General features: G+C 52.2%; 17 protein-coding genes. 8 read left to right on the forward strand and 9 right to left on the reverse strand.

Features of this window, described 5'->3' with window-relative positions:
• Window positions 1-10: 10 nt before the first annotated feature.
• Window positions 11-1,600 carry an STY4199 family HEPN domain-containing protein gene (locus tag OGV65_RS12475; RefSeq protein ID WP_200108458.1) on the reverse strand — a complete coding sequence of 530 codons (1,590 nt, stop codon included), beginning with the start codon at window positions 1,598-1,600 and terminating at the stop codon, window positions 11-13.
• Between the two features lie 167 nt (window positions 1,601-1,767).
• Here OGV65_RS12475 and OGV65_RS12480 point away from each other — a divergent pair, with 167 nt between their 5' ends.
• Both OGV65_RS12480 and OGV65_RS12485 read left to right on the forward strand, forming a co-directional pair.
• Window positions 1,768-2,322 carry a GNAT family N-acetyltransferase gene (locus OGV65_RS12480; RefSeq protein ID WP_200052005.1) on the forward strand — a complete coding sequence of 185 codons (555 nt, stop codon included), beginning with the start codon at window positions 1,768-1,770 and terminating at the stop codon, window positions 2,320-2,322.
• Window positions 2,323-2,393: 71 nt separating this feature from the next.
• A complete protein-coding gene (locus tag OGV65_RS12485) occupies window positions 2,394-2,744 on the forward strand; it encodes a glycoside hydrolase family protein (RefSeq protein ID WP_200052004.1) in 351 nt (116 codons plus the stop codon).
• Window positions 2,745-2,762: 18 nt separating this feature from the next.
• On the opposite strand, the gene OGV65_RS12490 is transcribed toward OGV65_RS12485, so the two are convergent.
• Together OGV65_RS12490 and OGV65_RS12495 are read right to left on the reverse strand one after the other, a co-directional pair.
• Window positions 2,763-3,365, reverse strand: a complete 603-nt coding sequence (locus OGV65_RS12490; protein WP_016154889.1) for a helix-turn-helix transcriptional regulator — start codon at window positions 3,363-3,365, stop codon at window positions 2,763-2,765.
• Window positions 3,366-3,912: 547 nt separating this feature from the next.
• A complete protein-coding gene (locus OGV65_RS12495; RefSeq protein WP_016157705.1) occupies window positions 3,913-4,671 on the reverse strand; it encodes an SDR family NAD(P)-dependent oxidoreductase in 759 nt (252 codons plus the stop codon).
• 119 nt (window positions 4,672-4,790) lie between these two features.
• On the opposite strand from OGV65_RS12495, the gene OGV65_RS12500 reads away from it, so the two are divergent.
• The 3 genes from OGV65_RS12500 to OGV65_RS12510 all read left to right on the forward strand — a co-directional run bounded on the left by OGV65_RS12500 (window position 4,791) and on the right by OGV65_RS12510 (window position 8,383).
• Window positions 4,791-5,690, forward strand: a complete 900-nt coding sequence (locus tag OGV65_RS12500) for a LysR family transcriptional regulator (protein WP_286455010.1) — start codon at window positions 4,791-4,793, stop codon at window positions 5,688-5,690.
• A 47-nt stretch (window positions 5,691-5,737) separates the two neighbouring features.
• Entirely contained in the window at window positions 5,738-6,766 is a 1,029-nt protein-coding gene (gene yhjD / locus OGV65_RS12505) for an inner membrane protein YhjD (protein ID WP_016154892.1), read from the forward strand.
• Between the two features lie 294 nt (window positions 6,767-7,060).
• Window positions 7,061-8,383, forward strand: a complete 1,323-nt coding sequence (locus tag OGV65_RS12510) for an MFS transporter (protein WP_003023312.1) — start codon at window positions 7,061-7,063, stop codon at window positions 8,381-8,383.
• Between the two features lie 93 nt (window positions 8,384-8,476).
• On the opposite strand, the gene OGV65_RS12515 is transcribed toward OGV65_RS12510, so the two are convergent.
• Window positions 8,477-10,537 carry an AsmA family protein gene (locus OGV65_RS12515; RefSeq protein WP_286455011.1) on the reverse strand — a complete coding sequence of 687 codons (2,061 nt, stop codon included), beginning with the start codon at window positions 10,535-10,537 and terminating at the stop codon, window positions 8,477-8,479.
• Window positions 10,538-10,614: 77 nt separating this feature from the next.
• Window positions 10,615-11,382, reverse strand: coding sequence for a cyclic-guanylate-specific phosphodiesterase (gene pdeH, locus OGV65_RS12520; RefSeq protein ID WP_286455012.1), 768 nt, complete (start codon window positions 11,380-11,382; stop codon window positions 10,615-10,617).
• 230 nt (window positions 11,383-11,612) lie between these two features.
• Here pdeH and kdgK point away from each other — a divergent pair, with 230 nt between their 5' ends.
• Window positions 11,613-12,542 carry a 2-dehydro-3-deoxygluconokinase gene (kdgK, locus tag OGV65_RS12525; protein ID WP_016157709.1) on the forward strand — a complete coding sequence of 310 codons (930 nt, stop codon included), beginning with the start codon at window positions 11,613-11,615 and terminating at the stop codon, window positions 12,540-12,542.
• Between the two features lie 64 nt (window positions 12,543-12,606).
• Here kdgK and OGV65_RS12530 read toward each other — a convergent pair whose 3' ends face one another.
• The 4 genes from OGV65_RS12530 to OGV65_RS12545 form a co-directional block, all read right to left on the reverse strand.
• Window positions 12,607-14,100 carry a M16 family metallopeptidase gene (locus OGV65_RS12530; RefSeq protein ID WP_047358202.1) on the reverse strand — a complete coding sequence of 498 codons (1,494 nt, stop codon included), beginning with the start codon at window positions 14,098-14,100 and terminating at the stop codon, window positions 12,607-12,609.
• Window positions 14,101-14,322: 222 nt separating this feature from the next.
• Window positions 14,323-15,609 (reverse strand): C4-dicarboxylate transporter DctC, encoded by a 1,287-nt coding sequence (dctA, locus tag OGV65_RS12535; protein ID WP_003023301.1) that lies wholly within the window; start codon window positions 15,607-15,609, stop codon window positions 14,323-14,325.
• A 157-nt stretch (window positions 15,610-15,766) separates the two neighbouring features.
• A complete protein-coding gene (gene hmsP / locus OGV65_RS12540; RefSeq protein WP_032931922.1) occupies window positions 15,767-17,773 on the reverse strand; it encodes a biofilm formation regulator HmsP in 2,007 nt (668 codons plus the stop codon).
• Window positions 17,774-17,999: 226 nt separating this feature from the next.
• A complete protein-coding gene (locus tag OGV65_RS12545; RefSeq protein WP_016154898.1) occupies window positions 18,000-18,107 on the reverse strand; it encodes a type I toxin-antitoxin system toxin Ldr family protein in 108 nt (35 codons plus the stop codon).
• A 425-nt stretch (window positions 18,108-18,532) separates the two neighbouring features.
• On the opposite strand from OGV65_RS12545, the gene megL reads away from it, so the two are divergent.
• Window positions 18,533-19,729 carry a methionine gamma-lyase gene (gene megL, locus OGV65_RS12550; RefSeq protein WP_003023295.1) on the forward strand — a complete coding sequence of 399 codons (1,197 nt, stop codon included), beginning with the start codon at window positions 18,533-18,535 and terminating at the stop codon, window positions 19,727-19,729.
• A gap of 117 nt (window positions 19,730-19,846) precedes the next feature.
• Entirely contained in the window at window positions 19,847-21,145 is a 1,299-nt protein-coding gene (locus OGV65_RS12555) for an SLC5/6 family protein (RefSeq protein ID WP_103283339.1), read from the forward strand.
• The last annotated feature ends 28 nt before the right edge of the window (window positions 21,146-21,173 follow it).

The raw sequence follows: 21,173 nt of genomic DNA on the forward strand, positions 1-21,173 counted from the left end.
TATCAGACCGTCAGTTAATCGCATCGTACAGTTCTGCGTGAATTTTTTGCCATTTCTTGTTCTCTGGGCTTGGCTGCGCGCGAACGCGTAGCTCGGCCTGTTCAAGGTCATACTGCTGACGCGCGACAACCGCCGGCACCGAACAAAAACTTTGCAGATAGCTTTTATGCAGCGATGTGAGTGACGCCCCATTCGCCATCGCATGGCTGACCGTGGTCATAAACTGCCGACATGGCTTACTCTCACTCATCTGCGAAGGGTAACGCAGCAGCAGCCTCAACACCTCGGTATTGCCTGCCGAGAATGCCTGCTCCGTCCACGCCAGCTTCCAGTCCATCCCGCCCTGCAGGAAAAGTGACGTCACACGGGTGTCGTTGCGCTCGATAGCCGCGCGCATGTTAAAGGCATCCCAGGTGATGCCCATTCGGGTCACCGACTCCCGCGCACCAGGGGCATCACGCCGTGGCTCCTCCTGCACGATTTCAACGGATTGCCCGGAAGACGCTGGTGGCGCTGGCGAAGTGAATAACCAGAACGCGCCCAGCGAAATCACCAGCACCATCACGCCGACCGCTACCCACAACATGCCGGAAATCAGCTGTTCACGTTCTTCCGCCGTGCGCCTGGCCCGCTTCTCCGGCGGATCGATACTGTCTGCGATTTCCTGTTTATCGCCCCCTGCCTGCTCGTCTTTTTGCTTTGCGTTTTCCCAAAACTGGCGAACCGTCGCCTCATCGGACGCCAGATACGACGCAGGATTAATGCGCGTACGCCGTTCTTCAAATGCCCGCTGCACAGGGTGAGTAATCTGTCGGTACTGGCAATCCAGCAACAGCAGTTGTACTGAGGTTAGCGGTTGCTGCGCGATAACGCAGTTACGGGCCACGCGGCAGTCATCCAGGAACATCCTCAGCGTGATACGTGGCTCAACAAACGACATGAGCACCGAGGTATCGTTAAAAATCTCGCTAAAATGCCGAACGAATAACTTCTTATCGACAACCATCAGCGCCAGTTCGCTAAACATCATGCCGTCCAGCGCATCCCGACTTTCCCCCAGCTTTAACCAGCGACGCAGACGTTCACCGCCAAAGTGCTGTTTCAGGAAGCTGTTGAGCGGATGTTGATCCGGCCATACCCGCGCAATCAGGGATTTGAGGGTTAATTCTATTGCGCGAAGCTGACGCTGCGCCCGCATCTGCGCATCCGGCTCTGCACGTTCAATTTCGGTTGGATACTTCAGGAGGGGCTGTTGCTGGCGCAACTGTTCCAGAGAAGCGACAAAGCGCAGCGCAGAAATCAGCTGGTTTTCACTGACGTCCTGGCCATTTTCATATTGCGGCACGCTCTGCTGAAGATGGCGTAGCCGCAACGTGAACTGACTCAATTGCGCGTCATTCATCTGCAACCGCCTGGCGACAACGCCCCAACCTCCCAGATTCAATCGCGCCTGGTCAAGCTGCTCGAGAAACCAGCGTGGATCTTTACCCTCTGCGACGCGCACGCCAAGCATCAGCAAAATTTCTACCGAGGCCTGCCGGATTATCCCCAAACAATGTTCGAAGGGTGTACATGTCGCCTGTAACGCGCTATTGGTCATTATCTTCCCTAAAAGGACCCAAAAAGTGCGGCCTCACAATGGTGTGTAGTTATCTTTTTTAAATGCAGCGCTGTGCCGCCACAGACTAAAACACATTCATATAGCAAATAAATATGTTTTACAGTGACTTCCACACAATCATTGAAAATTATTCTGGAGATAAGCCTGTGCCTGTACTGAAAACCTCGCGTTTGATCTGCCGCCCGCTCACACATGACGACTGGGCGTTTTTCTTAACGTTACAGAAGAACGCAGATGTGATGCGCTTTGTCGCTGACTCGCGTACCGAAGAGGAGATACGGACAGTCTTTGACTCCCGCTTGCCTGAATGGTCTCCCGGCAGTCCACACTGGCTGTGCCTGGTCCTGTGCGATAAGGCATCGGGCGTACCGCTTGGGGTAACCGGATATATTCAGGATAAAAATGAATGTGCCGAGGTCGGCTTTCTGCTCACTCCCGAGGCGCAGGGCAAAGGTTATGGCGCTGAATCCCTGCATGCCGTTTGCGAGTATGCGTTTACCGCCGGAGGACTACGCCGACTGACGGCCTGCGTCACCGCAGGAAACGATGCCTCACGGCGTCTACTGGAAAAGGTCGGGTTCATTCTCGAAGGCACGCTGCGAGAAAGCTACTGGCTACATCAAACCTGGCATGATGACTGGATTTTCGGCCTGTTAAAACAGGAATATCAGCCGCCCGCGCCATCAGGCGTTTTGCTGTAAAAAATGGCTGGATGGCGGCTGGCGTAACGGGGTGTGTTTCCTAAAATAGGTCTCTTTGTACAGAGATTATTATGCCGCTGCATTCGACGCATTTCACGCCCGCCTGTATCGCATTTATTAAGCAATGGCAGGGCCTGTCGCTGGAAAAGTATCAGGACAGAAAGGGGATCTGGGTCATTGGCTACGGGCACGAAATCACCGCAGATGAATCCTTTGATGCCCCAATTATGCTGATGCAGGCCGAAACATTGCTGCTCGCGGATATAAATATCTGCGAGGCATTCATCCATAAGGAAATGCCGCAAATACAAGATCGGTTTCAACAGGAAGCGTTAATTGCATGGATGCTCAGCGTGGGGATTAGCCGGTTTTGCACTGCTGAATTCTGGCCGGGGGCTATTTCACAGCCAGAAACAGTCTGACTGTGAAATATTTTCCCATTATAGGGTGTCGTTTAGCATCATTGCCGCCTGCGTACGGTTTTTTACCTCCAGGCGCTGATACAGCGATTCAAGATGGGCTTTTACCGTTCCAGTGCTGATATTTAATAATCGACCAATTTGTTTATTAGATTCTCCGGCGGCCAGCATCGTCAGAATCTCCCGCTGACGCGCGCTGAGCAATCTGATATTTTGCCCGCCACATTCGGTCGCTGTGATGCAATCTCTGGGGATAAACATCATACCTATCGCGACGCTATTGAGTGCCAGCGTGAAGGTTTCCGCATCAGAATCGCGCGGAACAATGGCCAGCACGTTTAATTGCGTGACTTCCTGTAGCCATTTTTTACGGCAGTCCGTTGCGGTTACCAGCACTTTTACCTTCGCAAAGCGCTCTGCTATCTGTTGCAGCAAGCTACGGCAGAACTCAGCGTCAAAATCTCCATCCAGCATTACCAGTGCATCAGGATTGTCTTCCAGCGTCCGCCAAAGATCATCTGCCTGACTGACACCCTGAACATTCACTCCTGGAATACGCTCTTGCAAAATTACATTCATTCCATGAATAAATATTGACTGCCTGTCAAACATTATTAACTGCATTATTTATCTCCGTCTGAATAAGATATTAGCCTTAACACGCGGAAGGGTATTATCCGAGGGGCAAAATATGAAGTCACCATTTGGCGGAGGCCATTTTACCGATAGACGGAGAAGAAAGAAGCAGACGTTATAAATAGTTACAGCTGAAACCAAAGAATCACACAAAGGATCAAAATCGGGGTCAAATATTCAGAAAATCCTTAATATTTGATGTTCAAACCTGGATTACTAATATTAATAATCCGGAGTTTATATTCTTAGCTAAAAATAAGGAACTCACGATAACAGACAAATATGTTACAAAACAAAATATCGCATTAAATGATCATACGGACATGAGAATGGGAAGGTGATCATGGTTTCTGATGCAACAAATCCACTCCCGAAGAAGAATGAACTCTTCAGAACGTTTATCCCCGATCTCTTTCAGCACCGCGATCGCGGTATCAGATTCCAAATAATACCGGCAAACGCCAACAGCTATATTTTGACTTCTGATGGCGCGCCAGTTTTCTATTGCTCAAAAAGTTAAGTAAGAGGCTGTCGATTACAGGAACATCCCGCCAGAGACTTCGATACGCTGTGCCGTCATCCAGGCCAGCTCATCGCTGAGCAACGCAGCAATGGCGTCGCCAATATCATCCGGTAACCCAACACGCCCCAGCGCCGTCTGCGATGCAATGTAGGCATTCAATTGCGCATTATCCCGCACGTTTCCGCCGCTAAAATCCGTCTCGATTGCCCCAGGCGCAATAATATTCGCCGTAATGCCGCGCTCTCCCAGCTCCTTCGCCTGGTAACGGGTTAACACCTCCATCGCCCCTTTCATGGCAGCGTAAGCGCTGTAACCCGGTAGCGCAAAGCGCGACAATCCGGTCGAGACATTAAGAATGCGTCCGCCGTTGTTGATCAGCGCCAGCAGGTTCTGTGTCAGGAAAAAAGGTCCTTTAAAATGGATGTCCAAAAGCTGGTCAAATTGCGCTTCAGTGAACGCCGGATAAGGCGCGTTAATGCCAACCCCGGCATTGTTCAATAAATAATCAAAGGTATCGCTTTGCCAGTGCGTTTGTAGGGTTTCCTGCACCTGTTTGACAAACTGAGGGAAAGTGGAAATATTTCCGACGTTCAACGGTAATGCTGCAGCTTTACCGCCAGATTGGCGAATTTCATCCACAACCTGCTGCGCTTCTTTTTCATTGCTGTTCCACGTCAGGATGACACCAATGCCTTTACTCGCCAGCTTTAGCGCCGCGTTTTTACCGAGTCCACGGCCGCCGCCAGTCACCAATGCGATACGTTGCGTCATAAGAAACCTCATTTCAGGTGTTGTGAAGATTGAGACAAAGCTTATTAGGTGGTAGAAAAACAATAAATACCGCTTACTGCGCATTACTGTTTCATTTAGAACAACAATAGGGCATGAGAATGGATAAAATTCACGCAATGCAGTTGTTCATCCGCGTCGCAGAACTGGAGAGCTTTTCGCGCGCGGCAGACACCCTCGGACTTCCTAAAGGTAGCGTATCGCGCCAGATCCAGGCCCTGGAAAATCATCTGGGCACACAGTTGTTGCACCGCACAACCCGCCGCGTTCAGCTGACGCAAGACGGCATGATCTATTACGAACGAGCGAAAGATTTGTTGAGCAATCTCGATGAACTGGATGGGCTATTCCATCACGACCCGACCAGCATCAGCGGCAAGCTGCGCGTCGATATGCCGGTTGGTGTGGCGAGAAATCTGGTGATGCCCCGTTTACCGGCCTTCTTGCATCAGTATCCGGGGCTTGAGCTCGAACTTAGCAGCAGCGACCGCCTGGTGGACTTGATCCGCGAAGGCTTCGACTGTGTGGTACGCGTGGGAACGCTGAAAGATTCAGGGCTGATTGCGCGCCCGCTGGGGAAACTCACGCAGATTAACTGCGCCAGCCCGCAATACCTCGCCCGCTTTGGTTATCCGGAAAGCCTGGAGGATTTAGCCTCGCATGCGGTGGTGCACTACTCAGCCAATTTGGGAACGCGTGCGCAAGGCTTTGAAGTGGCGACAGACAACGGTGCTAAATGGGTTAAAACCGGCGGCATGCTGACGGTGAACAGTACCGAAACGTATCATGCGGCATGTCTTGCCGGTCTGGGCATTATTCAGGTACCGCGCGTGGGCGTGCGTGATGCCCTGCGCGCCGGTACGCTGATTGAAGTATTGCCGCAATATCGCGCCGAACCATTACCGGTTTCATTGCTCTATCCGCATCGCCGTAACCTCTCCCGCCGCGTACATCTGTTTATGGAATGGCTGACCGGCGTGATGAAAGACTATGTGGACTGACAAGCTATACTGTCCTGAGAATGAACAGAACAAGGATTACTGCCCTGATGACGCAGGAAAAAGAGATTAAACGCCCCATTCAGGAACTTGAGCACGCACCAATCCCAAAAATTGAGACCCTGGAGCGTAAGAATACAGAAACCAACGGTAAGACCAACCAGGCGCTGAAAACCGCCCTGACCTTCGCCGATAAAATTCAACGCCAGCCCATGATTGCCCATCTGATTCGCGCCGCGGAGAGATTTAACGATCGTATGGGAAATCAGTTTGGCGCCGCCATTACCTACTTCTCGTTTCTGTCGATGATCCCTATCCTGATGGTGTCGTTTGCCGCCGCGGGTTTTATTCTCGCTTCGCACCCTACGCTGTTACAGGATATCTTCAGCAAAATCCTGCTCAACGTCAGCGATCCGACGCTCGCCTCCACGCTGAAAAACACCATCAATACCGCCGTTCAGCAACGCACCACCGTCGGTCTGGTGGGTCTTGCCATCGCGCTCTATTCCGGAATTAACTGGATGGGAAACCTGCGCGAAGCTATTCGTGCCCAGTCGCGGGATGTCTGGGAGCGGACCCCACAGGATCAGGAAAAAATTTGGGTCAAATATCTGCGTGATTTTGTCTCATTGATTGGCTTACTGATTGCGCTGATTGTTACGCTGTCCATTACCTCCATCGCCGGTTCCGCCCAGCAGATGATTATTTCTGCGCTGTATCTCGACGGCATCGAATGGCTGAAGCCCGCCTGGCGGCTGATCGGCCTGACCATCTCTATTTTCGCCAACTACTTGCTGTTCTTCTGGATTTTCTGGCGGCTACCGCGTCACCGACCGCGCAAAAAAGCGCTCATTCGCGGCACGTTTATCGCGGCACTGGGGTTTGAAGTCATCAAAATGATCATGACGTACACGCTGCCATCACTGGTGCAATCGCCGTCAGGCGCGGCGTTTGGTTCCGTACTTGGCCTGATGGCGTTCTTCTACTTCTTCGCCCGTCTGACTCTGTTTTGCGCTGCCTGGATTGCCACAGCAGAATACAAAGACGACCCGCGTATGCCGGGGAAAACCCACCGCTAATCTTTGTTAACTGCCGGATAACGCTGCGCTTATCCGGCCAACCCAATGCTTACGTCGAAATCCTGCGCATTATCAGAATTAAAATCCAGCCCGTAACTTTTGTTTAACCAAAAACCAGTTTTATCATCCAAGTTTTAAATTATGTGAAGCATTTCATGGAAGTGAAATCTCCAGCCTAAAAATTATCCCCTTTTTGCTCTATTTTTGACCGATCGCAAGGTTTGTTACAGATTGAAATGTCTCTTTTGCTGTGCGTAATATGACCTTTCGTTCGACCAAAAATAAGAAAATATTATGCAAGCAACAGCCACAACGCTCGACAACGAACAGGAACACACCCCGGTCAACTCGCGCAATAAAGTCGTCGTCGCCTCACTCATTGGCACTGCCATTGAGTTCTTCGACTTCTATATCTACGCCACCGCCGCGGTGATCGTGTTCCCCCATATCTTCTTCCCGCAGGGGGATCCGACCGCGGCAACGCTGCAGTCCCTTGCCACCTTTGCTATCGCCTTTGTGGCACGGCCTATCGGTTCTGCTGTGTTCGGGCATTTTGGCGATCGCGTAGGGCGTAAAGTCACGCTGGTTGCCTCACTGCTCACTATGGGGATCTCGACGGTTGTCATTGGCCTGCTGCCGGGCTATGAAACTATCGGTATTTTCGCCCCGCTGCTGCTGGCGCTGGCGCGTTTTGGTCAGGGTTTAGGACTGGGCGGTGAATGGGGCGGCGCGGCGTTACTGGCGACGGAAAACGCACCGCCGCGTAAACGCGCGCTGTACGGATCATTCCCGCAGTTGGGCGCACCTATCGGCTTCTTCTTCGCCAACGGCACTTTCCTGCTGCTCTCCTGGCTGCTGACCGACGAGCAGTTTATGAGCTGGGGCTGGCGCGTACCGTTCATCTTCTCTGCGGTGCTGGTGATTATCGGTCTGTACGTTCGCGTTTCGCTGCATGAATCCCCGGTCTTTGCCAAAGTGGCTGCGGCGAAAAAACAGGTGAAAATCCCGCTGGGTACCCTGCTGACAAAACATGTCCGCGTGACGATCCTCGGCACGTTCATCATGCTGGCGACCTATACGCTGTTCTATATCATGACCGTCTATTCCATGACGTTCAGCACCGCCGCGGCGCCTGTAGGGCTTGGCCTGCCGCGTAATGAAGTGTTGTGGATGCTGATGATGGCGGTTATTGGCTTTGGCGTCATGGTGCCGGTGGCGGGCCTGCTGGCCGATGCGTTTGGTCGTCGCAAGAGCATGCTCATCATCACCACGCTTATTATTCTGTTTGCGCTGTTTGCCTTTAAACCGCTGCTCGGCTCTGGCAATCCGGTGCTGGTGTTCGCCTTCCTGTTGCTTGGTTTGAGCCTGATGGGTTTGACATTTGGTCCGATGGGCGCGCTACTGCCGGAGCTGTTCCCGACCGAAGTGCGCTACACGGGGGCGTCGTTCTCGTACAACGTTTCGTCGATTCTTGGTGCTTCCGTTGCCCCTTACATTGCCGCATGGCTGCAGGCGAATTACGGCCTGGCGGCGGTCGGTACGTATCTGGCATCAATGGCGGCGTTAACGCTGATTGCGCTGCTGTTAACCCACGAAACCCGCCATCAGTCATTGTGATTTTTTGGCTGTAACCACCGTCTGCGGCCTACGTTGAGCATGAAATGTAGGCCGCAGAAGTGAAGCGTTAGCGCCATCCGACAACGGCAAAAATCACTTCTTCATTTGCGACAAAATGGTCCGGCATTGATTAGCGTCCCCTTCAGAAGGTGAAATCAGCGCCAGCAAGGCCGCCGCGGGCGTCACCAACGTTGCCAGCGCGGCAGCAACCGCACCGCGCGCAATCAGCGGCCCGGCCTTCACGCCGGCCTGCGGATTCTTAAAGGTGCCGCGAACATACAGCGGCGAACGCAGGGTAATAATACGAATGCCTTTGCTCTCCGGATCGATGGTTAAATCCAGTTGCTCCGACGCAAAACTCGCCGTACCAGTGACATTAATGACCGCGTTTTCCGTGTCGAAGGCAAAAATCTGCGGGCGGGCTACGCCGTTAACAATATCCAGATTCGCCGCCGCGCAGTTTACCCGTACCTCGTCATCACCAAATATCTGTCCAACAAGATAGTTGCCCAGATTCAAGCCAACAATTTCCATCAGATTCCGGCTGATCAAACCGTCGTTCATCAGCAGCTTCAGGTTGCCATTGCTGTTACCAAGCAGCGCCGCTACCGAGTTTCCGCTCCCGCTAAACCTGGCGTCACCGTTCATTTCACCGAGCGTTTTCTGCATCAGCTCCACATCCGGCATCAGCGCTTTTAGCTTCAGGCGGCGAGCCTGGATGTCCGCCTGCCCCCGCATCGGCTTTTTATCTCCTTCCAGATGGATGCTGGAGACAATGCTGCCTCCCGCGAGGCCAAATTTCAGCGGCTGCAGGCGCAGGTCGGCATTTTTCAGGATGATATGGGTGGAGAGATCGCTGATCGGCAGACTGCTGCCGTGCTCAATACGCCGTCCTTTGAAACGTACGTCAGCGTCCATCACGTTCCATTTGTCGGTTTCAAAACGGTCATACGGCAAGACCTTGTCCGCGGGCTGGACGCTCTTCTCACCTTTGCGCTGTTCAGATTGTTTGGCCCGCTCCGCCCCTTTGCCTGAATCCACACCGATCAGCGGCCCCAAATCAGCCAACCTCAGTTGGCGTGACTCAACATCCCCTTTCAGCATTGGGCGCGGCTTACCGGTGGTATAGGCCAGCGTTCCGTGAATATCGCTGTCGCCAATTCGGCCATTAAAATCGCGGTAATCAAAAACAGAGGATTTTTCCGGGTCAATTTTCGCGACCAGATGTCCGTCGGTTTCAAACGGCGGCGTATCCGGGAGCAGCACGCCGGTCAAATCGTACAAATCCCCTAGCGAATCTCCCGAGAATTTAAGCCGCAGATCCGCCCCACCCATATTCATCGGATCGTTTATCGTACCCATAAACGCCACACGCGTATTACCCGAACGGAAATCAGCCTGAATCGGGAAAGGGGTTCCTTCACCGCGCAGCGCCAGCATTCCGCCTATTTTCCCGCTACCGCTTAGCGGTTCGCCTTTATATCGGCCTTGCGCTTTCAGACCAAACACGTAGTCCTCAATGTGGGCGTTGCTCTCTTTACTTTTTGCGCCAGTCACTTCGCTAAAGGGCAACGGCTTACCCAGCGGATCGACCAGGATCTCAATCTCTGACTTCGTCACCTTATCGTTAATGGCGATGCGACCTTGGTCGAACAGAATGTTATCCAGCCGGAAGGACCAGGCTGATGGCGGCGCATTGGGATCGCGGTTTTCATCCCCTGCCAGGTTAAAGGTCCAGTTATTGTTTTTCTCCGACAGGCGGATAAGCCGCGCATCGGGTTTTACCAGCTTGATCCACGGGAGCCAGACGGTTTTTGTCAGCAATGCCAGTGGGGCGAGCGTGGCTTCAACGCGCGGGAGATGCACCATGGTGACGTCAGGAATGTCCGGCGGGTTGCCGAGGATGATATCCTCAGCATGAACATGCGGCCACGGAACCCAGCTACGCCAGCCGGTTTCCTGTTTTTGGCGTTCCCAAACCACGCCCAGGTCACCCCGTATGGCGAAGGGACGGTTGAGTTCTGTAGAGACTTTCTGGTTGATGGTCGGTTTGAGCCGGTTCCAGTCAAATGTCGCAATCACGATGATGAGTACGACGATCAACAACAAGAAAACCCCTATTACTGAAGTGGTTATTTTGCCTGTTCTCGTCATGTTTAACCTCCTTACTTTCTTCCTTGCCTGTCCTAAAGATAGTCCAGCAGAGGAAAAGGAGGCGTTCTACATCCTTATCAAAGCGACAGAATTACGTCTTCAAGGGTATCCAGAGGCACTTGACGAGAGAGAAAATAGCCTTGCGCAGCGAAAGCCGGTGAGTTTTGTACATCACGCCACTCTTCCAGCGTTTCAACGCCTTCGACAATCACACCGCGGCAATAGCGGTTCATCAGCTGTAACAGCAGCGTAAAGAGATTGCGGCCCTCCGGCGTCTGGCGCAGCATGACAAACAGATCCCGCGCCACTTTGATATAGTCGTAACTCACTTCGCTGAGAGCCGAGAAGTTTGCCATTCCGGTGCCAAAATCATCCAGCCAGAGCGGGCCAAACTCGCACATTGAGGCGAACGACGAACCTTTCGGCAAGCGGATATGCTCCACCAGTTCAAAGCGCAGCCACGGCAGACATTCGATGATTTTCAGGATTTCGGGATCCTGGCGCATTGCAATCAGCGTTGGCCCGTCGACATTCACGGATGCCAGCAGATCGTTGGCTTTGAAAAACGCCCCTTTTTGTTCAAGCTGTACAAGCTGCTCTTTCACCACATCTACACGATGTCGTACGGCCACTTCGGCGAAATAGCGGTCCGGCGCGATACGTTGGGAGGGGTTTTCAGGATGGCTCACGACGGTCAGCAGCTCAACGGCCATCAGCCGTCCGTTGGTCTGATAAATCGGTTGGTAGGTGTAAGCACGCTCGCACTGCAGCCAATAGCGTCTCTCCTGCAAGTTTTCAATACTCGCATCGAGCGTAATTAGCTGCTGGGTAACCTGCTTTATCATCTGAGATGTCCTGTGAATAAGAGTGTGACTGACCGGACTCGTCAAAGGTTATCGGCGCTCAGGCGAAGAACTTTACGTTCAGCCCTACGCAAAATAGAAACTAAGCGGCAAAAAACGACGCAGAATACGTGCTGGCTCAAAAAAATAATGGAACGATGTTTTAATATAGTTGACCACTTAACACCCACAGCGCACACTAACGCTAATTTTTTTCAGAGCAGGTTACGACTATGTCCAGAAAGATTGCCGTGATTGGCGAATGCATGATTGAGCTGTCACAGAAAGGCGCTGACGTTCAGCGCGGATTCGGTGGCGACACGTTGAATACATCCGTTTATATCGCCCGTCAGGTCGATGCTGCGGCACTTTCCGTACACTATGTGACTGCGCTGGGTACCGACAGTTTTAGCCAACAAATGCTGGAATCCTGGCAGAGCGAAAATGTGGATACCTCATTAACCCAACGCATGGAAAACCGCCTGCCGGGCCTCTATTACATTGAAACCGATAGCACCGGCGAGCGCACCTTCTATTACTGGCGTAATGAAGCCGCCGCAAAATTCTGGCTTGAGAGCGAACAGTCCGCCGCTATTTGCGAAGAACTGGCGACATTTGACTATCTGTATCTGAGCGGAATCAGCCTGGCTATTTTAAGCCCGGCAAGTCGTGACAAGCTGCTGTCGCTGCTGCAAGAATGCCGTGCCAACGGTGGAAAGGTCATTTTTGACAATAACTACCGCCCACGTCTGTGGAGCAGTAAAGAAGAGACCCAGCAGGTGTATCAGCAAATGCTGGAATGCACCGATATCGCGTTCCTGACGCTGGATGATGAAGACGCGCTGTGGGGTGAAAAACCGGTTGCCGAAGTGATTGCCCGTACTCACGCGGCTGGCGTACAGGAAGTGGTTGTGAAACGCGGTGCAGACTCTTGCCTGGTTTCCATCGCAGGCGAAGAACTCATCGACGTTCCGGCCGTAAAACTACCGAAAGAGAAGGTTATCGATACGACCGCTGCGGGTGACTCCTTCAGCGCCGGATATCTGGCGGTACGTCTGACCGGTGGCGATGCCGCTGATGCCGCAAAACGCGGCCACCTGACGGCAAGCACCGTTATTCAGCATCGTGGGGCGATTATTCCTCGCGACGCCATGCCGCAATAATCTGGCGTTCTGGCAGGCCGGATTAGACGTTAACGTCGCGTCCGACCTGCAGGTCACGATTCCCTTATTGCACCGGCGGGATGTCCGTCACTTCAGAATGTGATTCATCCGTTTCTACCGACGTTGCCGCGGCGGTAACCGGCGCCATAATGCTATCCCACGTCGCCTGCAGATCCTTCATATTGAATTCAGGTTCACCCTTCGGCTGCAACAGAATTAACGCCATATCTTGTGACAGTTGCTGACGCAGGTCCTGATTCAGCATCTCAACACTCAGGTTGTTCAGGAAGCTCTGACGTAAACGCTGATACTGTTCAGGCGCAATATCCACGACCTGGTTTTGCAGCGAGCGCAAACGCTGGCTGATCAAAATATCGGTATCGGTGCGACCATAGGTGGCAAACAGCTTCTGCAGTTCCAGATTCTTTTGCGCCACCAGCGCATTAAACTCTTCTTCCGGCAGCCCCTTATCGCGCACTTTGGCCAGCTCACGCGCAACCGTGCTGAGGTTCGCGTTCAGCTTACCGTTCGGTGATTCAACGTTGATGGCACATTGCGCGCGCAGGAACAGCACCCGACAATCAAAGCCAAGGCCAATGTCTTTGGCATTGTTTTTGGTGAGCTCCTGCTGAATGTGCCAGAACAACGCTTCACGGGCTAAATCAGCGCGCCAGTAACGTAACAGCGCGGCAGATTCACGGATCGGCTGCCACGGCGTATCCCACATAATAGACAGGCGATCCTGACGTACCGCATCGGTCATTATGCTTACGGCCTCTGCACGCAGCGGAGAGAGCGTGGGTACCGGCGCAGGCGTTTCGCGTTTACCTTTTAATTCGCCGAAGGTTTTATTGATTTGATCAGCCACGCTGCGCGCATCTACGTTACCGACGATAATCAGCGTCATCGCATCCGGGGTATACCATTTCTGGTAGAAGGACTGGATTTTCGTCGCATCAACAGGCGTTTTCAGCGGATCGGCAGGATCGTGACCCAGCAGCGTCGATCCCTTCAGACGATAGCGCCACCATCCCTCTTTGGTATCTGACGGCCAGGTTGCAACCATATCTTCGCTACTCAGCGCATGATTGACCGATTCAGGGGTGATGCTCAGATTACCGGAAATATTCGCCAGATAAGAAAGTGACTCTTTCAGCAGATCGTTGCGGCTGTTAGGCAGACTGAGGTTATATAGCGTGGAATCATAGGAAACGATAACGGGCGGCATGGGACGACTGGGATCGAACCCCTGCTGCCACAGAGAACGGGCTTGCGTAGCATCGAGGCCACCGCTTTGCGTCAGCGCGATACGCGGGATCGCATGGCTGAAACCACTCTGTTGTGTACTTTCGGTGAGTGAACCGGTATTGACCAGCAGGCGAACCTCAATACGGTCGCTGGGGCGCTGGGGGGTGGCTAAGACTTGCCACTGTAACCCATTTGCCAGCGTGCCCTGTTGCCACGCCGGGTCAGGCTGGAGCGCATCTGCCTGCACATAGCCGGCAGTGGCCATCATCAGCAAGCCGCCCGCTAAAAGTCGAATTTTTGTGCCCTGCATGTGAACCCCTGATCAACTATCCTGGAAATAAAAAGACAGCCCGCGAGAGGACTCTCTGAATATGACGTTAAAAACACTTCGTGTTAGACCGCAAGAACATAAAAATGTCACGGAGGAAGTGAAAAAATCCCGACGCCGCCGAATCGGCGGTTTCAGGCACAGGGGTTAATTATGCGCAAACGCCCGCAGTCCTGGAAGGGACTACGGGCATAAGTGGAGAGATTAAGAGGATATTTCGTGCGTTTTGCCATCCGGCGCACGATTATTCAGCACATCATCCAGCTTTTTATGGTCCAGTTCTTTCACCCATTTCGCTACTACAACAGTTGCCACACCGTTACCGACCAGGTTAGTCAGCGCACGGGCTTCAGACATAAAGCGGTCAATACCGAGAATCAGCGCCAGGCCAGCAACCGGCAAATGGCCCACAGCGGAGATAGTCGCGGCCAGAACAATGAAGCCACTCCCGGTCACACCCGCAGCACCTTTTGAAGAGAGCAGGAGCACCACCAGCAGGGTTATCTGATGGAAGATATCCATATGGCTGTTGGTGGCCTGAGCGATAAACACCGCCGCCATCGTCAGATAGATTGATGTCCCATCGAGGTTAAACGAGTAGCCCGTGGGTATAACCAACCCGACAACCGACTTGCGACAGCCCAGTTTTTCCATCTTATCGAGCATACGCGGCAGCGCGGACTCGGAAGAAGAGGTGCCCAGAACGATCAGCAGTTCTTCACGGATATAGCGGATGAATTTGAAAATGCTGAAGCCGGTTGCGCGCGCAATCGAGCCCAACACCACAACCACAAACAGAATACAGGTGATGTAGAAACAGATGATCAACTGACCCAACTGCACCAGCGTCCCGACGCCATATTTACCGATGGTAAAGGCCATGGCACCGAAAGCACCGATCGGCGCAAGGCGCATGATCATGTTGATGATGCCAAAAATAACCTGCGAGAAGCTTTCAATCACGTTGAAAATCATCTGGCCTTTGCTACCTAAACGATGCAGCGCAAAACCAAACATAACCGCAAACAGCAATACCTGCAGGATGTTGCCACTGGCGAACGCGCCAATGACGCTACCCGGGATAATATCCATCAGGAAGCCTACGATCCCCTGGTCTTTTGCCTGTTCGGCGTAAATCGCAACCGCTTTGGCATCCAGCGTCGCCGGATCGACGTTCATACCGGCACCGGGTTGCACCACGTTGACGATGATAAGGCCGATGATCAGCGCAATCGTACTGACAATTTCAAAATAAAGCAGTGCAACCGCACCGGTGCGGCCTACAGCTTTCATACTTTCCATGCCTGCAATGCCGGTTACGACAGTACAGAAGATGACAGGTGCGATGACCATTTTGATGAGCTTCACGAAAGCATCACCAAGTGGCTTCATTTGGGCGCCTAATTCAGGGTAGTAATGGCCAAGGAGAATACCTATGGCAATTGCTGTCAGGACCTGAAAGTAAAGGCTTTTGAATATAGAGGTTTTCATAGGGTGTCCTTAAAGTAAAAACCACAGGTCTTGTAAGGTTTTGTTTAACCTGCGGCCTTAAAGTAACACCCACACAACATGACAGAAATGCGCCTGGATCATAATTGATACAGAAATGTTAAAAATTTTGAGCTGGCTCGCACAAGCGAGACCTTTTTTAACTTTTGTAATCAGCGTTTTTCGGCGTCAGATAACGTTCTTCGAAGATATTCGCCGGAACCGGCCGGGCAAACAGGAACCCTTGTGCCACTTCTACCCCCGCTTGTGATAACCATTCGCGTTGCGCTTCGGTTTCGACGCCCTCAGCGATCATCTGCAAATTGAGGCTATGCGCCAACTGAATGATGGCGGAGATCATGCTGCAATCTTCGGGGACGCCATCGACAAACATCTTATCGATTTTGAGTACATCCACCGGGAGCGACTTCATGTGCTGCAGCTGCCGCAGACCCGCATAGCCCATACCAAAATCGTCCAGCGCGATACGCACACCCGCGTTGCGCAGCGGGCGTAAAATAGCCACAGCGGCATTAGGATCATCAATATGCCGGCTTTCGGTCACTTCCAGAATCAACGTCCCAGGCTTGATGCGATAGCGGTTTAGCAATTCCAGCAGATCCGACACCATACTCGGGTGCATCAGCTGCAGCGCAGACAGGTTCACCGAGAGCGGCAACATCAGGCCGCGTTCCTGCCAGGCTGACAGCTGGCGGCATGTCTCCTCCAGCACCCAGTAACCGACCGTCACCATCAGGCCACAGGACTCAATCCTGTCGATTAACCCTTCTGGCAGCTCCCAGCTTCCGTCTGGCTGCTGCATTCGCAATAATGCTTCTGCGCTCAATACCTTACCGCTGGACATCTCCACCTGCGGCTGCATCCAGAGCGCAAACTGATGGTTATCCAGCGCGGTAAGAATATCGTTCTCTTCCGTCAAACGCTGTTGCGCCTCTTCCATCTGCAACGGGTCAAAGAACTGAATCCGGTTTTTACCCTTGTGACGCGACGTTAACACGGCTGAGAGTGCGCGGTGGTAAAGCTGTTCTGCGGTCAAATCGCCATTAAACATCGCCACCCCAATGTTGCAGGTTGGACGGAGTTGAATGCCCTGAATCGGTAATCGCTCGTTAACGATAGTGAGTACTTGCTGACCTAGCGTAATAGCGTGCCAGGGTTCTTTCACACCATGTGCGATGATGGCAAAGTCATAGCCGCTCACCTGGGTAAGCACCATTCTGGGGGCCAATACTGACTTCAGCTTTTCAACCAGCGTAAGCAGCAGGATTTCCCGCTGGGTCTCGGATAACACACCCGCGGTATCACGCAGGGTTTCGCAGGTGACAATCATCAACGCCGTTGTCTGCTGGCGGTTCACAACCTGCTCCAGCAGCGCCATCAGAAACGACTTGTTGGGCAGCTCAGAAACCGGGAATCGCATTGAATGGTCGCTTTGCTCTTCACTGCGGCGCTGAATCAGTTGCTGATTGAGGTTGTAGCTACGCACCAGCAGGCCAATCTCGTCGTCCTGATGCAGACGCGGCAATGCCAGCTGATAGCCAATCAGATCCTGCTGGGGAATGTCGTTCAGCTCACGCGCTATTTTACGTAATGGATGCAAAATCAATCTGTTAATACACCATGAGATAGCTACCGTGAGTATTAACGAGAGAAGTAAGTAAATGGTCACTAACGTTGAGAGCGTACTCATCACGAACTTGTACATACGGTACGAATCCGCCTGCAGCACCAGATACGCCAGCGGTTGCGGATTCGCTGAACGCTCAAGAGAATAGACCGGCAGCGAAATTTGTACCGGAAGTTCAAACAGGCGAGTCACCGTAACCGGAACCGGGCGTTCAGGAATAAAGCTCATCCGCAGTGCCTGAAACTGATTGGGAAGCACCACATCGGCGCGGCTGACCACGCCTGCAGGTCGAATACTTCTTAAAATAGCTTCTGCTTCGGGAATATCCCCTTTCAGGATCGTGCCCGACAGAGGCTCACGGACGGAGCGAGCGATACTTTCCAGTTGCGTAGCCGTGTTGTAGCGATTCTGCTGGACCAGATGGAACAACAAAACGGTGCAAAAAATAAACACAAACACCATGACAACGGCCGCAACCATTGCCATCTGCTTAATTGTTAACGAGCGACTGACACGCAAACTGACTCTCCACGGATAGACGAAACTGCCGTCAGAGTATACCCGATCGTAGCGGTATTAAGAGAGGCGGTATCTGAAAACTTCCCAGCATGCATTATCCCGACAGGATAGGCACCTGGCGACGAGATTTATCCGCATTTAAGCCGAAAAAGGCCGCAAGGTTTCCCCCTGCGGCCTGGTTCGGGCGCATGTTGCCATCACGGCAGACAGACGCCCGCAAGGTGCATTACTTCCTGTTACGCAGCCAGCTCACAATCAGGCTGGCAATAATGCCAGCGATGATCGGAGCCGCTAAATCGTGCCAGAAGGCCACGCCTAACTGTGCGAGCGTCATATAGCCGCCTGTGTTGCAATGGCAACTGTTCGCGGCTATTCTTAACTTGTCTGGAGTCAAGTTAGCCCCCGTTTTGTTGCCAGGTTTATACCGAACAACGTGCGGGGGTTTTCTCTTTCCAGCAACCGATGCCGCCGGGGATCAAGCCCCCGCAACATTGCGCCTCACCGGGAATTACCGGCTTGCCGCTGATTCTACGGTAGCCCACTTGCCATATCACTGCGCAATACGCGGCTCTGCGTAGCGCCTCGCATTTCACCTGTTTTCTCACCATTACGCTGGAAAGATTCTTGCCAGTTGGCAACATTCCTGCCGCTCATCAATACAGAAAAAGACATATCTCATTGATATCTATAATTTCATTTTCTGGCACAGCGATTGCTATTTGACTGTGAGCTGTTCTGTTCCGAATCAAAGGAGATATCATGTCTGACTGTCGTACTTACGGATTCAACACCCAGATCGTTCACGCGGGGCAACAACCCGACCCTTCTACTGGCGCGCTCAGTACGCCTATTTTCCAGACTTCAACGTTTGTTTTTGACAGCGCCGAACAAGGTGCCGCCCGCTTTGCGCTCGAGGAGTCCGGGTACATTTACACCCGTTTGGGTAACCCCACCACCGATGCGCTGGAGAAAAAGCTGGCGGTACTGGAAAGAGGTGAAGCCGGGCTGGCAACCGCATCCGGTATTTCTGCCATCACCACCACGCTGCTGACGTTGTGCCAACAGGGCGACCATATCGTTTCCGCCAGCGCGATTTACGGCTGCACCCACGCGTTTTTGTCGCACAGCATGCCGAAGTTTGGGATTAACGTCAGCTTCGTCGATGCGGCAAAGCCTGAAGAAATCCGCGCCGCCATGCGCCCGGAAACCAAAGTAGTGTATATCGAAACGCCCGCTAACCCGACGCTGTCGCTGGTCGACATTGAAACGGTAGCCGGTATCGCCCATCAACAAGGCGCATTGCTGGTGGTGGATAACACCTTTATGTCACCGTACTGCCAGCAGCCTTTACAGTTAGGCGCGGATATTGTGGTGCACAGCGTCACTAAATATATCAACGGTCACGGAGACGTGATTGGCGGCATCATTGTTGGTAAGCAGGAGTTTATTGACCAGGCGCGGTTTGTTGGTCTGAAAGATATCACCGGCGGCTGCATGAGTCCTTTCAACGCGTGGCTGACGCTACGCGGCGTTAAAACACTGGGCATACGTATGGAACGCCACTGTGAAAACGCATTGAAAATCGCCCGCTTCCTCGAGGGGCATCCATCCATTACCCGCGTTTATTATCCTGGCTTGTCTTCACACCCGCAGTATGAGCTGGGCCAGCGGCAGATGAGCCTGCCAGGAGGAATTATCAGCTTCGAAATTGCCGGCGGCCTCGAGGCTGGCAGACGGATGATCAATTCTGTAGAATTGTGCCTCCTCGCGGTCAGTCTCGGTGATACCGAAACCCTCATTCAGCACCCAGCGTCTATGACACATTCGCCCGTTGCGCCAGAGGAACGGCTTAAAGCAGGTATTACCGACGGGCTTATCCGTCTTTCTGTGGGTCTTGAAGATCCAGAAGATATTATTAACGACCTTGAACACGCCATCAGAAAGGCAACATTCTGACCATTATGACCTGAACCGACGCCGATCGGTTCAGGTTGTTGAGAATCAAGGCACAACAGTCTGGTAATACGCGCAATCCTGTTTCGGGGAGAGCGCGTATTTTGGGCAGGGGGTTCTATGCAGGACGACACATTACAACTAAGCAACAATACAGCAACCACCGTACCATTCTCAAAGAAAATACCGTTTACGAAATACGACTTTGGCTGGGTATTACTGTGTATCGGTATGGCAATTGGTGCCGGAACGGTACTGATGCCAGTACAAATAGGCTTAACAGGCATTTGGGTATTTATCGTCGCCTTTATTATTGCCTATCCAGCAACCTATATTGTGCAGGATATTTATTTAAAAACATTATCAGAAAGTGAAACTTGTAATGACTATACCGATATTATCAGTCATTACCTGGGAAAAAACTGGGGTGTATTTCTTGGCGTCATCTATTTTTTGATGATTATTCACGGCATATTTATCTATTCCTTATCCGTGGTTTTTGACAGTGCCTCATATATCAAAACATTCGGCTTAACCGATGCCGATCTTTCACAATCGATAATCTATAAAGTGGCCATTTTTGCCGTGCTGGTGGCCATTGCTTCCGGGGGAGAAAAGCTGCTGTTTAAAATCTCCGGCCCGATGGTGGTAGTCAAAGTGGGGATCATCATCGTGTTTGGTTTTGCGATGGTTCCGCACTGGAACTTCGCTAATATCAGCGCATTCCCTGAAGCATCGGTCTTCTTTCGCGACGTGCTGCTGACCATCCCGTTCTGCTTCTTCTCGGCGGTGTTTATTCAGGTGTTGAACCCAATGAACATCGCCTACCGCAAGCGGGTAGCGGACCGGGTTCTGGCCACCCGCATGGCAATACGCACGCATCGCATCAGTTACATTACGCTGATTGCGGTCATTCTGTTTTTCTCATTCTCTTTTACCTTTTCTATTAGTCATGAAGAGGCCGTTTCGGCCTTCGAACAAAATATTTCCGCACTGGCGCTGGCAGCGCAAGTCATTCCTGGGCAAATTATTCATATCACCTCAACGGTGCTAAATATCTTCGCCGTATTAACCGCATTCTTTGGTATTTATCTGGGGTTCCACGAGGCGATTAAGGGTATTATTCTTAATGTTCTGAGCCGTATTATTGATGTGGAGAAAATTAATCCTCTGGTGCTTACGCTGGGTATTTGCACCTTTATTGTTATCACCCTGGTGATCTGGGTGTCATTTCGTGTATCGGTACTGGTGTTCTTCCAGTTGGGTAGCCCACTTTACGGGATTGTGTCCTGTATTATTCCGTTTTTCCTGATCTATAAAGTAACGCAACTGGAAAAACTACGCGGGCTGAAAACCTGGCTAATCCTGTTGTACGGGATCCTGCTGTGCCTGTCGCCATTATTGAAGCTGATTGACTAATCCGTTTACAGCGCCGTCAGTCACTGAC

Origin of the sequence: Citrobacter sp. Cb004 (assembly GCF_030337065.1) — a bacterium.
Lineage (GTDB): Bacteria > Pseudomonadota > Gammaproteobacteria > Enterobacterales > Enterobacteriaceae > Citrobacter > Citrobacter braakii.

Coding starts and splice junctions, on each gene's coding strand:
- OGV65_RS12475 (WP_200108458.1), bottom strand. CDS start 1,600: ATGACCAATAGCGCGTTACAGGCGACATGTACACCCTTCGAACATTGT.
- OGV65_RS12485 (WP_200052004.1), top strand. CDS start 2,394: ATGCCGCTGCATTCGACGCATTTCACGCCCGCCTGTATCGCATTTATT.
- OGV65_RS12490 (WP_016154889.1), bottom strand. CDS start 3,365: ATGCAGTTAATAATGTTTGACAGGCAGTCAATATTTATTCATGGAATG.
- OGV65_RS12495 (WP_016157705.1), bottom strand. CDS start 4,671: ATGACGCAACGTATCGCATTGGTGACTGGCGGCGGCCGTGGACTCGGT.
- OGV65_RS12500 (WP_286455010.1), top strand. CDS start 4,791: ATGGATAAAATTCACGCAATGCAGTTGTTCATCCGCGTCGCAGAACTG.
- yhjD (WP_016154892.1), top strand. CDS start 5,738: ATGACGCAGGAAAAAGAGATTAAACGCCCCATTCAGGAACTTGAGCAC.
- OGV65_RS12510 (WP_003023312.1), top strand. CDS start 7,061: ATGCAAGCAACAGCCACAACGCTCGACAACGAACAGGAACACACCCCG.
- OGV65_RS12515 (WP_286455011.1), bottom strand. CDS start 10,537: ATGACGAGAACAGGCAAAATAACCACTTCAGTAATAGGGGTTTTCTTG.
- pdeH (WP_286455012.1), bottom strand. CDS start 11,382: ATGATAAAGCAGGTTACCCAGCAGCTAATTACGCTCGATGCGAGTATT.
- kdgK (WP_016157709.1), top strand. CDS start 11,613: ATGTCCAGAAAGATTGCCGTGATTGGCGAATGCATGATTGAGCTGTCA.
- OGV65_RS12530 (WP_047358202.1), bottom strand. CDS start 14,100: ATGCAGGGCACAAAAATTCGACTTTTAGCGGGCGGCTTGCTGATGATG.
- dctA (WP_003023301.1), bottom strand. CDS start 15,609: ATGAAAACCTCTATATTCAAAAGCCTTTACTTTCAGGTCCTGACAGCA.
- OGV65_RS12545 (WP_016154898.1), bottom strand. CDS start 18,107: ATGACGCTCGCACAGTTAGGCGTGGCCTTCTGGCACGATTTAGCGGCT.
- megL (WP_003023295.1), top strand. CDS start 18,533: ATGTCTGACTGTCGTACTTACGGATTCAACACCCAGATCGTTCACGCG.
- OGV65_RS12555 (WP_103283339.1), top strand. CDS start 19,847: ATGCAGGACGACACATTACAACTAAGCAACAATACAGCAACCACCGTA.